The sequence below is a fragment of the Bradyrhizobium sp. USDA 3315 genome (assembly GCF_054056795.1).
The window spans coordinates 2,453,975-2,470,209 of sequence record NZ_JBSRYP010000001.1 but is presented as its reverse complement, the minus strand read 5'-3'; the positions used below and the strand labels follow the sequence as shown (position 1 = coordinate 2,470,209).

Annotated in this window: 12 protein-coding genes; 3 read left to right on the top strand and 9 right to left on the bottom strand. The window is 65.2% G+C overall.

Going from position 1 to position 16,235, the window contains the following annotated elements:
• Window positions 1-46: 46 nt before the first annotated feature.
• From ACVIYL_RS11310 to ACVIYL_RS11295, 4 genes are all read right to left on the bottom strand, one after another.
• A complete protein-coding gene (locus ACVIYL_RS11310) occupies window positions 47-2,026 on the bottom strand; it encodes an acetyl/propionyl/methylcrotonyl-CoA carboxylase subunit alpha (RefSeq protein ID WP_456778561.1) in 1,980 nt (659 codons plus the stop codon).
• On the bottom strand, window positions 2,023-3,639 hold the full coding sequence (locus ACVIYL_RS11305; RefSeq protein WP_456778560.1) for an acyl-CoA carboxylase subunit beta: 1,617 nt from the start codon (window positions 3,637-3,639) through the stop codon (window positions 2,023-2,025). The genes ACVIYL_RS11310 and ACVIYL_RS11305 overlap by 4 nt, the downstream gene beginning before the upstream one ends.
• Window positions 3,639-5,237, bottom strand: a complete 1,599-nt coding sequence (locus ACVIYL_RS11300; RefSeq protein ID WP_456778559.1) for an AMP-binding protein — start codon at window positions 5,235-5,237, stop codon at window positions 3,639-3,641. The genes ACVIYL_RS11305 and ACVIYL_RS11300 overlap by 1 nt, the downstream gene beginning before the upstream one ends.
• Window positions 5,238-5,348: 111 nt before the next feature.
• A complete protein-coding gene (locus tag ACVIYL_RS11295) occupies window positions 5,349-6,215 on the bottom strand; it encodes a BKACE family enzyme (RefSeq protein WP_057021261.1) in 867 nt (288 codons plus the stop codon).
• A gap of 214 nt (window positions 6,216-6,429) precedes the next feature.
• Between ACVIYL_RS11295 and ACVIYL_RS11290 the strand changes: the two genes are divergently transcribed.
• Window positions 6,430-7,653 (top strand): ABC transporter substrate-binding protein, encoded by a 1,224-nt coding sequence (locus ACVIYL_RS11290; protein ID WP_456778558.1) that lies wholly within the window; start codon window positions 6,430-6,432, stop codon window positions 7,651-7,653.
• Between the two features lie 142 nt (window positions 7,654-7,795).
• Here the strand turns inward: ACVIYL_RS11290 and ACVIYL_RS11285 are convergent, their stop codons facing one another.
• The 4 genes from ACVIYL_RS11285 to ACVIYL_RS11270 form a co-directional block, all read right to left on the bottom strand.
• Entirely contained in the window at window positions 7,796-8,626 is an 831-nt protein-coding gene (locus ACVIYL_RS11285) for a helix-turn-helix domain-containing protein (RefSeq protein ID WP_057021202.1), read from the bottom strand.
• 174 nt (window positions 8,627-8,800) lie between these two features.
• Entirely contained in the window at window positions 8,801-9,457 is a 657-nt protein-coding gene (locus ACVIYL_RS11280; RefSeq protein WP_057021201.1) for a glutathione S-transferase family protein, read from the bottom strand.
• A complete protein-coding gene (locus ACVIYL_RS11275; RefSeq protein WP_456778557.1) occupies window positions 9,457-10,626 on the bottom strand; it encodes an acyl-CoA dehydrogenase family protein in 1,170 nt (389 codons plus the stop codon). Before ACVIYL_RS11275 ends, ACVIYL_RS11280 begins: the two co-directional genes overlap by 1 nt.
• 290 nt (window positions 10,627-10,916) lie before the next feature.
• Window positions 10,917-12,053, bottom strand: a complete 1,137-nt coding sequence (locus tag ACVIYL_RS11270) for an acyl-CoA dehydrogenase family protein (RefSeq protein WP_456778556.1) — start codon at window positions 12,051-12,053, stop codon at window positions 10,917-10,919.
• A gap of 215 nt (window positions 12,054-12,268) precedes the next feature.
• On the opposite strand from ACVIYL_RS11270, the gene ACVIYL_RS11265 reads away from it, so the two are divergent.
• Window positions 12,269-13,810 carry an acyl-CoA synthetase gene (locus ACVIYL_RS11265; protein WP_456778555.1) on the top strand — a complete coding sequence of 514 codons (1,542 nt, stop codon included), beginning with the start codon at window positions 12,269-12,271 and terminating at the stop codon, window positions 13,808-13,810.
• 125 nt (window positions 13,811-13,935) lie between these two features.
• Window positions 13,936-15,156, top strand: a complete 1,221-nt coding sequence (locus tag ACVIYL_RS11260) for an ABC transporter substrate-binding protein (protein WP_028341508.1) — start codon at window positions 13,936-13,938, stop codon at window positions 15,154-15,156.
• 271 nt (window positions 15,157-15,427) lie between these two features.
• On the opposite strand, the gene ACVIYL_RS11255 is transcribed toward ACVIYL_RS11260, so the two are convergent.
• Entirely contained in the window at window positions 15,428-16,192 is a 765-nt protein-coding gene (locus tag ACVIYL_RS11255; protein ID WP_456778554.1) for a helix-turn-helix domain-containing protein, read from the bottom strand.
• Window positions 16,193-16,235: the final 43 nt, after the last annotated feature.

Sequence of the window (16,235 nt, the reverse complement as noted above, 5' to 3'; positions counted from 1 at the left end):
CAGCTTCGCTGGTTATGGGCCCCGGCCTGCGCCGGGACGACGGCGGTTATGCGGCGGCCTCGATCTCCACCACGATCTTCCCCGTCGTCACCTGCTCGCCCTCGGCGACATCGATCGACGATACCGTGCCCGCGACGCCGGCGGTGTGGACATGCTCCATCTTCATCGCTTCCAGCGTCATCACCGGCTGGCCGGCCGCGACCTTGTCGCCCGGCTTCACCAGCACCGCGACGACCCGGCCGTTCATGGCGGCGCGGACCTTGCCGTCACCGCCGGCCGCCGTCGCGCTTTCCGGCGGCGCGAGGGTGAGATCGCGCACCGACAGCGTGACGCCGCGATGCAGGATATAGAGCCGGTCGCCATCGCGCAGGAATTGGGCATGCTCCATCACCCCATCGTGGTGGAAGCGGATGCTGTCCCGGCTGAGCTCGTCGATCACGAAGCTGAAGCGATCGCCGTTGCGGGTCGCGATGTAGCTGCCGTCGCGCTCGCGGACAATCTCGATCTCCTGCACGCCGCGGCCGAGATCGATCCGCAGGCCGAGCGGGAATGTCGCTGCGAGCGACCGGCCGCGCTGCCATGGCGGTGCGTGCGGATTGGTGACGTAGAGCAGCAGCGCCGCAAGCGCGAGATCGCTGCCGCGATCGGGCCGCGGCGCCAGCAGCGCATCGCGGTTGTCGCCGATGAAGGCCGTGGTCGCCTCGCCCCTGGCAAAGACAGGGTAGCGCAGGCAGTCGATCAGGAAGCCCTGGTTGGTCGTGACGCCGAAGGCCGTGACCTGCTCCAGGGCACAGATCAGCTTGCCGCGCGCCTCCTCGCGGGTCGTGCCATGGCTGATAACCTTGGCGATCATCGAATCATAGAACGGCGGAATCTCCGAGCCGGACTGCAGCGCGTGCTCGACGCGGATACCGTCGGGCATCTGCCACCGCGCCATCGTGCCGGATTGCGGCATGAATTCGTGCGCGGCATCCTCCGAGCAAAGCCGGACCTCGATGGCATGGCCGGAGAACTTGATGTCCTCCTGGGTCAAGCCGAGCGGCGCACCACTGGCGACGCGCAGCTGCAATTCGACCAGATCGAGCCCGGTGATCGCCTCGGTGACGGGATGCTCGACCTGCAGCCGCGTGTTCATCTCCATGAAGTAGAAATTTCCGGCGCGATCGAGCAGGAATTCCAGCGTGCCGGCCCCCTCGTAGCCGATCGCCTTGACGGCCTGCACCGCGACCGCGCCCATCCGCGCGCGCAGCTCCGGCGTCACCGCCGGCGACGGCGCCTCCTCGACCAGCTTCTGGTGCCGCCGCTGCACCGAGCAATCGCGCTCGCCGAGATGGATGGCGTTGCCATGGCGGTCGCCGAACAGCTGGATCTCGATGTGGCGGGGATTGACGATCGCGCGCTCCAGAATGACGGTGGGATCGCCGAACGCGCCCTGCGCCTCCGACCGCGCACTGCGCAGCGCGTCGGGAAATGCCGCCGCGTCCTCGACCAGCCGCATGCCTCGGCCGCCGCCGCCGGCGACCGCCTTGATCATGACCGGAAAACCAATGGCCCTGGCTTCCGCCAGCATCACGGCATCGCTCTGGTCGGCACCCTGATAGCCGGGCACGCAGGGCACGCCGGCCCGCTGCATGATCTCCTTGGCGCCGGCCTTGTTGCCCATCGCAAGGATCGCTTCCGGCGACGGACCGATGAACACCAGACTCGCATCGCGGCAGGCCCGCGCGAAATCCTCGTTCTCGGCGAGGAAGCCATAGCCGGGATGCACCGCGCCGGCGCCGCTCGCCTTGGCGGCGGCGATGATCGCGTCGATCTTCAGATAGGATTGCGCCGGCAGCGCCTCGCCGATCCGCACCGCCTGGTCGGCCTCGCGCACATGCAGCGCGTCACGGTCGGCGTCCGAATAGACCGCGACGACGCCATGGCCGAGCCGCCGTGCCGATCGCATGATGCGCAGTGCGATCTCGCCGCGGTTGGCGATCAGGATCTTGAAGAACGGCGTCCGCTTCACGATTGCCCCGCTCATGGCCGCGCCACCGAGAACTGCATGCGCTGCGGGCTGCGCGCCTCGGCCTCGCGGCAGATCGAAAGCACCTCTGACAGCACCGTCCGCGTGTCGCGCGGATCGATCACGCCGTCGTCGAGCACCCGGGCGCTGGTCGAGAACACGTCCATCTGGCTGTCGAACACCCCGGTGATCTGCGCCTTCATCGCGTCCAGCTTCTCCTTCTCGATCGGCTTGCCGCGCCGCGCGGCGGCGGCCTCAGTCACGATCGCCATGGTTTCGGCGGCCTGCTCGCCACCCATCACGGCGGTCTTGGCGTTGGGCCAGGAGAAGCAGAAGCGTGGGTGGAAACCGCGGCCGCACATGCCGTAATTGCCGGCGCCGAACGAGGCGCCGCAATACAGCGTGATCTGCGGCACCGTCGCCGAGGTCACCGCCTGGATCATCTTCGAACCGTGCTTGATCATGCCGGCCTCTTCATAGGCCTTACCCACCATGTAGCCGGTGGTGTTGTTCATATAGAGGATCGGCGTGCGCGACTGGCAGCAGGCCTGGATGAAATGCGTCGCCTTGTTGGCGCCGGGCACGTCGAGCGGGCCATTATTGGTGATGATGCCGATCGCTTGGCCCTGGATGCGGGCTTGGCCGCAGACCGTCGCCGGACCGTAATTGGCGCCGAACTCGGTGAAGTCGGAATCGTCGATGAAGCGCGCGATCGCCTGGCGCATGTCGACGGGACGCTTGTGGTCCATCGGCATGATGCCGAGCAGTTCCTCCGCGTCGTAACGCGGCGGTTTGAACGCGGCCGGCGCCGGTGCCGGCCGGTCCCAAGGCAACTTGGCCATGATGTCGCGCGCGATGCGCAGTGCGTCGCGGTCGTCCTCGGCGAGATAATCGCCAAGGCCCGAAATCGAGGTGTGCATCTCGGCGCCGCCGAGCTCCTCCTCGGTCGCGATCTCGCCGGTGGCGGCCTTGAGCAGAGGCGGCCCGGCGAGGAAGGCGCGGGTGCGGCCGCGCACCATCACGATGTAGTCGGACAGGCCCGTCTGGTAGGCGCCGCCCGCGGTCGAGGAGCCGTGGGTGACGGTGACGACAGGAAGCCCCGCCGCCGATAGCCGCGCCAGGTTGCGGAAGATGTTGCCGCCACGGACGAAGTCCTCGACGCGGTAGCGCAGCAGGTTGGCGCCGGCGCTCTCGACCAGCTGCACATAGGGCAGCTTGTTCTCCAGCGCGAGCTCCTGCACCCGCAGCGTCTTGTCGAGGCCGTAAGGCTGCAATGCGCCCGCGTCGATGCCGGCATCATTGGCGCTGACCATGCAGCGGATGCCGGAGACGAAGCCGATGCCCGCGACCAGTCCGCCGCCGGGCACGCTCTTGTCCGCATCCGCTACGTCGAACATGTAACCGGCGAGCGTCGACAGTTCGAGGAAGGGCGAACCGGGATCGAGCACCAGCGCGACGCGCTCGCGTGGCAATAGCTGGCCGCGCTTGTGGAAGCGGTCCCTTGCCGCGGCGGAGGCTGCGCGCGTCCGCTCCTCCAGCGCGCGCATCCGGGCGATCAGCGCCAGCATGCCGTCGCGATTGCCCTGGAACACGGCGCTGCCGGTGGAAATCGTGTTCTCGATGATGGCCACTAGGCGCGCTCCACAAAATGCCCACTGTATTGCTGCCGCAGCTCGACCTTGCGCAGCTTGCCGGTCGCGGTCATCGGCATCTCCTCGAGGATACGCACCAGCTTCGGCACCTGGAAGCCACCGAGATGCCTTCTGCAATGCGCCTCGATGCCGGCCTCGTCGGCCACCGCGCCGGGCTTCAGCTTGACGAAGGCGGAGACCGCCTCGCCCCATTGCGGATGCGGCAGGCCGACCACGGCGGCGTTCTGCACGGCGGGATGCGCCAGCAACGTCTCCTCAACCTTGACGGAGGCAACGTTCTCACCGCCCGACTTGATCATATCCTTCTTGCGGTCGAGGAACAGCACCTCGCCGTTGCCGTCGATCAGGGCAAGATCGCCGGTATGGTGCCAGCCGAACTTGCGCGCCTCCTCGGTCGATTTGGGGTCCTTGTAGTAGCCCATCATCACATTGGGTCCGCGATGCACCAGCTCGCCGATCTCGCCGCGCGGCAGCAGGTTGCCGTTGTCGTCCATGATCGCGGTCTCGTTGACTATCAGCGATTCGCCCCAGTAATTGCCGAAGCGGTCGAGCTGCACCTCCGGGCGGGACATCGTCGTCGCCGGATACATCTCGGTCTGGCCGCTGGATAGCACGAAGTTCGGACAGAGATCGGCCATGGCGCGCTCGAGCAGCGGCTTGCCCATCGGCGCCATGGTGTAGATGCAGCAGCGCAGGCCTGACAGGTCGTAGTCGCGCCGGCGCGGATGGTCGAGGATCGCCTGATACATCAAGGACAGGCCGACGAACACGGTGAGCTTATCGCGCACGATCGCCTCCATGCACGCGACCGGATCGAAGCCGCGCATCAGCGCCATGCGGCCGCCGACCGAGAGATAGCTGAGCAGCGACACGTGGCCGGCGCAGTGGAACAGCGGAAACTGTCCGGTGATCCCGTCATCGCGCGAGAGCTGCATCTCGATACAATTGCTCATCACGGCCATGACAACGGCGAGGTGACAATGCATCGCGCCCTTCGGCCGCGAGGTCGTGCCTGACGTATAGATGATCATCGCGAGGTCGCGGTCGTTGATCTCGATGTCAGGCTCGATATCGGACTGTCCCTCCAGCAGACCGTTGAACTCCTGCAATCCGGTCTTGCCGGCATTGCCGGTCAGATCGATCGCGATCATCTCCATGCCGCGCGCTTCCAGTGCGGCGCGGCGGTCGGCCTGGGCATGAAGGGCGTCATCGATGATGGCGAAACGCACCTCGGCATGGCCGAGGATGTAGTCCATATCAGCCGGTCCGAGCATGGTGTTGATGGGCACCCAGACCAGCCCGGCGCGGTGAATGCCAAACAGCGCTTTGACGAATTCGACAGAGTTGTTGCAGATGGTCGAAATCTTCTCGCCCGGCTTCAGCCCGCGCTGCACCAGATGATTGGCGAAGCGATTGGCGTCGCGCTCGAGTTCGGTGAAGGTGACCTGCCTGCTGCCGTCGGTCAGCGCGATGCGATCCGGAAACCGCCGCGCGGCGCGCTTCAACAGGTCGCCGATCGCGACCCGGCCGATACGACCCGGCCCGGTGACGCCGCCGGTTGCTGCGAGATTGTGCATGCGTTTCTCCTCCCGGGCTCCGTCATTCCGGGATGCGCGAAGCGCAGAGCCGGAATCCAGAGGTGTGGCGCGAGATTCCGGGTTCACGCTTCGCGTGCCCCGGAATGACGGTCAGTGTCGCGTTCCAAAAATCTGCCGCGCTTCCGCCGGGCTCGCAATCTCGCGGCCGGCGCGGCGCGCGCAGGCGGCGAGGCCTTCGACGAGTTGCCCGTTCGACGTCACCTTGGTGCCGTCGCCGAGATAGAACGTATCCTCGAGCCCGCTGCGCAGATGGCCGCCGAGGTCGGCGGCGCGCTGGTGCAGCGGCCAGATCTCGGCGCGGCCGATCGCGGTGACCTGCCAATGCGCCTCCGGCGCCTTCAGCTTCAGGAGGATCGGCAACAGCTCCGGATCGGCCGGCATGCCCGAGGCGACGCCCATCACGAAATTGTATTCGAGCGGACCGGAATACATCCCGGTCTGCCGGTACATGCCAACGCAACGCACGATGCCGACATCGAAGCACTCGAATTCGGGAATGGTGCCGGCCGCCTTCATCACGTCGAGATAGTCCTGCACCTTCTCGACCGCGTTATCGAACATCATGGGCGGCCAGGCCCAGGTGTTGTCGGCCTTCACCTTCAGATAATTCAGCGAGCCGGCGTTGCAGGCGGCGATCTCGGGCCTGGTCTCGCGCACGCAATCGAGCGCGCCCTGGTAGTTCGGGCCAGAGGTACCGGTGGTGTGGTTGATGATCACGCCGGGGCAGGCCTCGCGGATCGCCTGCTGGATCTCCTTGCTGACGCCGACATCCCACGACGGCAGGTGGCCCTTGTTCGGCTCCTGCTGCCGCAGATGGATGTGCATGATGCTGGCGCCGGCGTTGAACGCGGCCTTGGCCTCGCGCGCCATCTGTTCCGGCGTCACCGGAACGTTGTGCTGCTTCGGGTCGGTAAGCACGCCGTTCAGCGCGCAGGTGATGACGGCCTTGTCGCTCATGGGTCTCTTGTCCGCTTTGCAGCGCACATGCGCTGCTGATTTCGCCATGATGAGAACTTTGCCTTCGCGCCATCTTGCGTTGACTGGCTAAGTGGATGCGCTCACGGCACAATCCGTCGCCAGCCGGTTAACACAAGACGCGGCACAAGCGTCATGCCTAACCTTGGTTCTAAGCAGAAGCGGCGCAACAAGCCGGCATCACGGGGAGAACGTCATGGTCTCGATCAACCGGCGCACATGGCTCACAGGCGCGGCAGGCGCGGGACTTGCCGCGGTCGCGGGTCTTAAGCCTTCGCTGGCCGACGACACGCCAGGCGTCACCGCGACCGAGATCAGGATCGGCAGCACCACTTCGCTCAGCGGCCCGGTGTCCGCGCTCGGCGTGCAGGCGCGCTGCCAGGAAGCCTATTTCAAGATGCTGAACGAGCAGGGCGGCATCGCCGGCCGGCAGATCAAGTACATCTACTATGACGATGCGTTCAACCCGGCGAAGACGGTCGAGCAGGTGCGCCGACTGATCGAAAGCGACAATGTCGCCTTTCTGTTCAACATGCTCGGCACCGCGCCGAACTCGTCGGTCGTCAAATACATCAACGCCGCCAAGGTGCCGCACTTGTTCCTGTCGGTGAATGGCGACAAATGGGGCGACTACAAGACCTATCCCTGGACCATGGGCTTTGCGCCGAGCGCGCGGACCGAGGCGCAGGCGTTCGTCAAATATGCACTGAGCCAGAACAAGAACGCGAAATTCGCGGTGCTCTACCAGAACGACGATCTCGGCAAGGATTTCGTCGCCGGGGCCAAGGACGTGCTCGGCGAACGGTTCGCGACCGCAGCCGTGGTGGCCTCGCACGAGGTTACCGATCCCACGATCGATTCCCAGATCGTTGCGCTGCGCGGCGGCAACCCAGATGTGCTGATCTCCGGCACCACGGCAAAGTTCTGCGCGCAGTCGATCCGCAAGATCTATGAGCTCGGCTGGAAGCCGATGCACTTCATCGCCAGCGGCGCCGCCTCGATCTCCTCGACCATCGCGCCTGTCGGCCTCGACAAGTCGCAGGGCACGATCTCGTCGGCCTATGTCAAGGACGTCGCCGACCCCGCCTGGGCCAATGATCCCGGCGTGAAGAACTTCCTCGCCTTCATGGAGAAGTACTTCCCCGACGGCAATCCGAAGGAAGGCTACAACCTCTACGCCTACACCGTGGCGCAGGTGCTGAAGATCGTGCTCGAGCAGTGCAAGGGCAATTTCACGCGCGACAACATCATGGCGCAGGCCAACAACCTGAAGGACATCGAGGTGCCGACGCTGTTGCCCGGCATCCGCGTCAACACCAGCCCGACCAATCATCACCCGCTGCAGCAGCTTCAGCTGCAACGAATCGAAGGTCCGGGCTGGCTGCGGTTCGGCGAGGTGATTCAGGGCGCGAATCTCTAACCGTCGTCCCGGCGAAAGCCGGGACCCATACCGCGTGATCTATCTGTGATGCGGGATGGCAGAGGCATTTTGAAACAATAACCGGCTGTGGTTATGGGTCCCGGCTCCCGTGCGCAATTGCGCACTAGGCCGGGACGACGATCTAAGTCAGCGCGCGCTCGCTCGCGGTTTGCCCGGTGCGGTAGATCGCAAGGTCCCGCGAGCCGGAGAAGATCGCGCGCGGCTTCAGGCCGTAGAAGCGGCGGATCGAGTGGCTGAAATGCGTGCTGTCGGGATAGCCGATATCCTGCGCGAGATGCGCGAGGTTGATGTCCTGGTTGGCGAAGTGCAACAGATGCCGCGCGCGCTTCCAGGCGCGGAAGGAGCGGAACGAGATCCCGGTCTCCTCCTTGAACAGATGCAGGAAGCGCGAGGGCGATAGCCCGGCTTCCGCAGCGCAGCCCGCCGCAGTCACCGGCTCGCCGGAGAACTGCCCGATGCGGCCGATCGCGCGCACGACACGCGGATCGAGCACGCGCTGCGGCAGCGCGTCGCCGAAGCACATGGTGTCGAACTCGGCATTCGCGATCGCATCGCGATGCTGCATCTCGGCGAGCGTCGCATAGGCGTTGCGAATGCGATTGGCGAACAGATGGGAGTCCGATCCTTGCAGACGGCGGGCGACGGCTTCGAGCGTGCCGTCGGGCACGCTTTCCGGCTCGATCGCGACGCAGATCGCCGAGCGATATTCGCTGGTGATGGTGTGGCGCAGGTTCGGCATCGTCACCGCGAGCTCGCCATGCGACTCGCGGCCTTCGCTGGTCGACAGATGCAAGCCGTCGCGGATCGCGACATAGACATGGAATGCACCGGGACAGCGCTCGCGCGGGCGTCCGAGCAGCCCGGCATAGAACACCCGTTCCGGCGTGATCAGCATCCGGTGACCGGATTGCTGGCTGGAGCTCTGGCACTTCGCGTCCACGATCGCGTCCATGGCGGTTCCTCCTCGCGCGGCTCTTTGGGCCGCTGCGGCGGAGCTACCATAACGCAAATTCGCACGCTGTCACTGCAACGAAACGTCGTCATTCCGGGGCCATGCGACAGCATCGAACCCGGAATCTCGAGATTCCGGGTCTGGTGCTAACGCACCATCCCGGAATGACGAGCGCTAAAGCCGCGCCCGCGGCGCAACGTTCTGTTCCTGACCGGCTTTTTGCTCCGCCGCGACCGCGCGCTGGTAACCGTCGCGCTGCTGCAGCCGCGCCCAATAGGCCGCGACATTCGGCCCGAAATCCTTGGCGAGGCCGATATTGCTGGCGAGACGGAGCGCATAACCGTTGGCGATGTCGGCCGCGGTGAAGCGTTCCGCGCAGAGGAATTCCGACTTCGCGGCGGCGGCCTCGACCGCGCGCAGGCGGCCCAGGAACCATTTTGCATAATCGCCCGAGACCTGCGGGTTGCGCCGCTCCTCCGGCTCAAGCTGGCTGTAGCGGAGCACCAGCGTCTGCGGGAAGGTCAGCGTCGCGTCGGAAAAATACATCCAGTTCAGGAACGCGCCATAGGCCGGCTCGTCGACGCCGACGATCAGCGGCGTCGGGCCGTATTTGGTGCCGAGATAATGGCAGATGCCGGAGGACTCCGTCATCCTGGTCTCGCCATCGATCATGAACGGGATGGTGCCGAGCGGATTGATGCCGAGATATTCCTTGGCGAACACGCGCGGCGGGAACGGCAGCATCTTCAGCTCATAGGCAAGCCCGAGCTCCTCCAGCATCCACAGCGGACGGAACGAGCGCGCGGCGTCGCAGTGATAGAGCGTGATCATCAGGCGTTTCCCTTTTGCTTCAGGCCAGGCAGCGTGCCCATCATCTTGCACAATACCATGAGCATGACCTCGTCGGCGCCGCCGCCGATCGAGGTCAGGCGGCTGTCGCGATAGGCGCGGCTGACCGGCGTCTCGTTGGTGAAACCCATGCCGCCCCAATATTGCAGGCAGGCATCGGTAAGCTCGCGGCCGAGCCGGCCGGCCTTCAGCTTGGCCATGGTCGCGAGCCGCGTCACGTCCTCGCCGGCCACCAGCGCCTCGCCGGCACGATAGATCAGCGAGCGCAGCAGCTCGACCTCGGTCTGCATTTCCGCGAGCTTGAAGTGCACCACCTGGTTGTCGAGGATCGAGCCGCCGAACGCCTTGCGGTTGCGAGTATAGTCGATGGTCTCGTTGATGATGAATTCATGCGCCTTGAGGCAGGCGGCCGCACCCCACAGCCGTTCCTCCTGGAACTGGATCATCTGGTAGGTGAAGCCATGGCCCTCCTCGCCGATCCGGTTGCGCTTCGGCACCCGGACATTGTCGAAGAAGATCTGTGCGGTGTCGGAGGAGCGCATGCCGAGCTTGTCGAGCTTGCGCGCGACCTGCACGCCCTTCGTCTTCATGGGCACGCAGATCAGCGACTTGTTGCGATGGATCGGGCCGTCGCTGGTGTTGGCAAGCAGGCAGATCCAGTCGGCCTGGGTACCGTTGGTGATCCACATCTTGCCGCCATTGATGACGTAGTCGTCGCCGTCGGAGCGCGCACTGGTCTTGATCGAGGCGACGTCGGAGCCGGCACCGGGCTCGGAGACGCCGATGCAGGCGACCTGATCGCCGGCAATCGCCGGGCTGAGGAATTCGCGCCGCACCTCGTCGGAGCCGAACCGCGCCAGCGCCGGCGTCGCCATGTCGGTCTGCACCCCGATCGCCATCGGCACGCCGCCGCAGGTGATGGCGCCTAGCTCCTCGGCCATCATCAGCGCGTAGGAATAATCCAGTCCCTGGCCGCCGAACTCGACCGGCTTGTTGAGGCCGAGGAAGCCAAGATCGCCGAGTTTCTTGAACAGCTCATGCGCCGGGAAGATGTCGGCCTTCTCCCATTCGTCGACATGGGGATTGATCTCGGCCGCGATGAACTTCTGTAGAGCGCGGCGCGGTTCGTCGTGGTCGGCGGTGAAGAGCATGTTCTCGAACTATCCTTTGTCATTCCGGGGCGATGCGAAGCATCGAACCCGGAATCTCGATCCATTACCTCTGGATTCCGGGTTCGCGCTGGCGCGCGCCCCGGAATGACCTTGCCTTCTCACCTCCCCCTGAAAGGGGGAGGTCGGCACGTTCGGCTATGCCGAGCGGGCCGGGTGGGGGTCAAACTAGCAGTCCGACTCGCGGCTTGACCCCCACCCTGCCCTCCCCCTTTCAGGGGGAGGGTTCACAATCCGCCTTTTCGCCGCGACCACATCATCACCTGACGCGATCACAACCCCATCTGCCGGCTCGCGAGGTCCTTCATGATCTCCTCGGTGCCGCCGCCGATGGCGTTGACCTTGACCTCGCGGTAGATGCGCTCGACCTTGACGCCGCGCATGAAGCCGGCGCCGCCGAAGATCTGCACCGCCTCGGAGGCGCAGTGCGCCATGGTCTGGGTCGCCTGGTTCTTCATCATGCAGATCTCGGCGACCGGGCTTTCGCCCTGGCCGAGCCGCCACGCCAGCATCTCCAGCATCGCCTGCGAGGCCGCGACCTTCTGCGCCATGTCGACGATCTTGTGCCTGATCACCTGGTGCTGGGCGATCGGTTTGCCGAACGTCTTGCGCTCCTTGGCGTAGGCGACCGCCTCGTCGAGGCAGACGCGCGCATAGGCGGTGCAGCTCGCCGCCATGCCCATGCGCTCGCTGTTGAAGTTCTGCATGATGATCTTGAAGCCCTGCCCCTCCTCGCCGATCAGGTTCCCGACCGGCACGCGGCATTCGTCGAAGTGAAGTGTCGCGGTATCTGACGCCCACCAGCCCATCTTCTTCAGCTTGGTGCGGGACAGGCCGGGCGTATTGCCTTCGATCAACAGCAGGCTGACGCCGCCGGGACCTTCGCCGCCGGTGCGCACCGCGACCGTCAGATAGTCGGCGCGCATGCCCGAGGTGATGAAGGTCTTCTCGCCGGAGACGACATAATGGTCGCCGTCACGCCGCGCCCTGGTGCGCAGGTTCGCGACATCGGAGCCGCCGCTCGGCTCGGTGATCGCGAGCGCGGAGATCTTCTTGCCAGCGAGCACGTCCGGCAGCACCCGCGCCTTAACCTCGGGCCGCGCGGCGCGCGCGATCGGCGGCGAGCCGATGGTGTGGCTCATCAGGCTCGAGGAGACGCCGCCGGCGCCGGCCCGCGCCAGCTCCTGCGAGGCCACGATCTTCATGAACTGGTCGGCGGCGATCCCGCCATATTCTTCCGGGAAGCCGAGACCGAGCAGTCCGATCGCAGATGCCTTGGCATAGAGCTCGCGCGGAAACTCGCCGTCTTCGTCCCATTGATGGGCATAAGGCTCGATTTCTTTGGCAACAAAGCGCCGCATCACCTCGCGAAAGGCCTCATGCTCGCCGGTGTAGAACGGGTTTGCCATCCGCGTGCTCCGTTGATTCTTCCCTCCGACGATGTCCGGATTTCTCCCGGTTCACTTGCGTCGAGTGGCTGCCATCGGCGCCGACGCCCGATCCGGCGATTTGCCAGCCACTAAACGCAAGACAGTATCCTTATACGCCCCCTCCACTGCCAATTCATGGCATCAATTGAGCCAGGAACAGGCGGCGCAAGACTGCCGTTCCGGAGGAGGGAAATTTGCCGGTTCGTTATTACGACTGGATCGCGCATCACCGCCGGCGCACGCCGGACAAGATGGCGCTTGTCGATCTCGCCAGCGGACGCCGCTTCAGCTATGCGGAGCTCGACGCCCGCGTGTCGCGGCTCGCGGCCTGGCTGCGCGATGGGCTCAAGGTTGCCCGCGGCGACCGCGTCGCGGTGCTGGCACTGAACACGACGGATACGCTGGAAGTGCAATTCGCCTGCTTCCGGATCGGCGCGATCTTCCTGCCGCTCAACACCCGCCTCACCGTTCCCGAGCTGCGCTACATCACCGGCGACGCCGCGCCGAAGGTGATGATCCACGACGACGATCTCGCCGAGACCGCGCTTGCGGTGGCAAAGCTCTGCAATGTCGCTGCGACCGTGAGGCTCGGCCCGGGCGGCGCCTATGAGACCGGCATTGCGGCAGCCGCGCCGCTCGAACGGTTCGAGGAGGTCATGCTCGATGACATCTCGACCATCATGTACACCTCGGGGACGACCGGCCAGCCGAAGGGCGCGATTATCACGCATGGGATGACGTTCTGGAATTGCGTCAATCTCGGCGGCCCCGCCTACATCTCGCCGGCCTCGGTGCTGCTGACGGTGCTGCCGCTGTTCCACACTGGCGGGCTGAATTGCTACACCAACCCGGTGCTGCATGCCGGCGGCACCGTGCTGATCATGCGCGCGTTCGATCCCGGCGAGGCGCTGAAGCTGATCGACGATCCCGCGCAGGGCATCAACGTCTTCTTCGGCGTGCCCGCGATCTACCAGTTCATGGCGCAGCACCCTTCCTTCGCTACGGCGGATTTCAGCCGCCTCGTCATTGGCGGCGTCGGCGGCGCGCCGATGCCGGTGCCGCTGCTCAAGACCTGGGAGGCGCGCGGCGTCGCGCTGCAGCAGGGCTACGGCATGACCGAGACCTCGCCGGCGGTGATGGTGCTCGACCGCGAGGATGCCGCGCGCAAGGCCGGCTCCTCCGGCAAGCCGGTGCTGCACACTGAGGTCCGCATCGTGCGGCCCGACGGCAGCGACGCCGCGGTCGGCGAGCTCGGCGAACTCTGGGTCAGGGGCCCGAACATCACGCCGGGCTACTGGAACAGGCCGGACGCCAATGCCTCCTCCTTCACCGACGGCTGGCTGCACACCGGCGACGCCACGCGGATCGACGAGGAGGGCTTCTACTACATCGTCGATCGCTGGAAGGACATGTACATCTCGGGCGGCGAGAACGTCTATCCGGCCGAGGTCGAGAGCGTGCTGCATCAATTGGCCGCCGTCGCCGAGGCCGCTGTGATCGGCATCCCCGACGAGCAATGGGGCGAAGTCGGCATGGCGATCATTGCCGTAAAGCCAAGCCATTCGCTGACCCCGGCCGAGGTCCACGCGCATTGTCAGGCCAATCTGGCGCGGTTCAAATGCCCGCGCCTGATCGAATTCATCGAGGCCCTGCCGCGGAACGCGACAGGCAAAATTCATAAGCCGACGCTCCGGCAACAATTCAACCGGCCGAAGCCAACCGATACCGCGGCGTGAGTCAAACGCGCGCCGCGCGTTCCGGAATTCGCCGCGACAAGGATTACCCCGTTGCCGTCTGCCGGGACCGGCTGCGGGTTCGTTGCGTAAGTCCCCAACCAAAATCAATCGAGGAAATTGCCTTTATGAAAACAACAACACTGTCGCTGCTGGCAGCCGCCACGGCGCTCTGCCTGCTCTCCACCCAGGCCGCCTTTGCACAAAAGAAATATGATACCGGCGCCTCCGACACCGAGATCAAGATCGGCAATGTCGAGGCCTATAGCGGTCCCGCCTCCGCCTACGGCGTCATCGGCAAGACCGAAGAAGCCTATTTCAAGATGATCAACGACCAGGGCGGCATCAACGGCCGCAAGATCAACTGGATCTCCTATGACGACGGCTACTCGCCGCCGAAGACCGTGGAGCAGATCCGCAAGCTGATCGAGAGCGACGAAGTGTTCCTGGTGTTCAACGCGCTGGGCACGCCGACCCAGACCGCGGTGCAGAAGTATCACAACGCCAAGAAGGTGCCGCAGCTGTTCCTCGCCACCGGCGCCAGCAAGTGGAACGATCCGAAGGATTTCCCGTGGACCATGGGTTTCCAGCCGAGCTATCGCGTCGAGGCGCGGATCTTCGGCAAGTACATCCTGAAGGCCAAGCCGGATGCCAAGGTTGCGATCTTCTATGCCAATGACGATTTCGGCAAGGACTACCTGGTCGGCTTGAAGGAGATCCTCGACAAGTCGAGCGTCAAGATCGTCGCCGAAGAGAGCTACGAGACCACCGAGCCGTCGATCGACTCCCACATCGTCAAGCTGAAGGACACCGGCGCCGACGTGTTCGTCAACATCTCGACGCCGAAATTCGCGGCGCAGGCGATCAAGAAGATCGCCGAGCTCAACTGGAAGCCGATGCAGGTGATGACCGACGTCTCGATCTCGATCGGCGCGGTCATGAAACCGGCCGGGCTCGAGGCCTCGGAAGGCGTGCTGTCGGCCGGCTATCTGAAGGACGCGTCCGATCCGCAGTGGAAGAATGATGAGGGCATGAAGAAGTTCATGGCCTTCGCCGAGAAGTACATGCCGGGCGCCAACCTCGCCGACGCCAATCTGGTCTATGGCTACGCCGCCGCGCAGACCATGGTGCAGGTGCTGAAGCAGGCCGGCGACAACCTGACGCGTGAGAACGTGATGAAGCAGGCCGCCAGCCTGAAGGATTTTGCGCCCGACACGCTGATCCCCGGCATCAGGATCAACACCAGCGCGACCGACTTCGCACCGGTCGAGCAGCTCAAGATGATGCAGTTCAAGAACGGGCAGTGGGAGCTGTTCGGTGACATCATCAGCGCCGAGACCGGCGGCTAGCGCGACGCGCACCGCCACCAAACATCAGCCATCGCGAAGCCGCCCATCCGGGCGGCTTCGTTGCTTTTTGCGGATCGCGGGTGAAGCCGAGCGACGCGCAAGCTATCTCACCGTCACCCTGAGGAGCCGCGAAGCGGCGTCTCGAAGGGTCGACGGCCGGGCTCTCTCCCGAGTCGATGCATACGGGCCGTGCATCCTTCGAGGCTCGCCCAGCGGCGTAATCGCGCCGCAAGGCTCGCACCTCAGGATGACGGACCTAACTCTGCCGTTGTCATCCCGGCAAGAAAATCGCGAACGGCTCATCGATCGTTCGACGCAAATGCTCGCGATAGGCGGCGTAGTTCGCGTCATCCGCCGACACCCGGCCGAGGCTGGGCTTGGGCACGTTCTTCACCGGCAGGAACGCGATCGGCGCGGCGACAGGCGTCAGCAGCGAGCCGCGGCCGGCAAGCAGCGTCGTGATGATGCCGTACATCTCGCCGGAATTGCGCGGGCGCGACACCGTGATCACGCGATGCTGGCCGTGCCTGTTGGTCACGAGATAGACGAAGCCGGATTCGTTGGGCACCGCGACTTCGCCGTACTGCGTATAGTCGGCGTCCTGCCGCTCGCCTTCGCGGAAGCCGAGCGATGACGACGCCTCGTCCCAGGTGATCTCCGTCCGATAGGCGTAGAGTGCGCCCTGCTCGCCGAACGACGGCCGCACCGTGATGTAGGTCCCTTCGATCCGCGCCACCGCGCGGCGCGAATAGGACCCGAGGCCGTCGGGTGCGATCCCGCCATTGGCGGGTGCGGCCACCGTGATCGTCTCCGGCAGCTTGCGCAAGGACACACCCAGCGCCTGCTCCAGCCGCACGGTGGTCGCCAGCGTGAACGGGCGGCGGCCGCCGAGCACCTTCTCCAGGGTCGAGAGGCTGAGCTTGGCCTGCTCGGCCAGCGTCTGCCGCGAGATGCGGCGGCGCGCGATTTCCTCGCGGATGGTCTCCGCGACCTGCTGGCTCTGCTCGGCGGATAGCTGCTTATCAGGCGTCGGCATCCAGATTCCTGCCCGGTTCCCCTTGATTCCGCGCAGTCTAGCA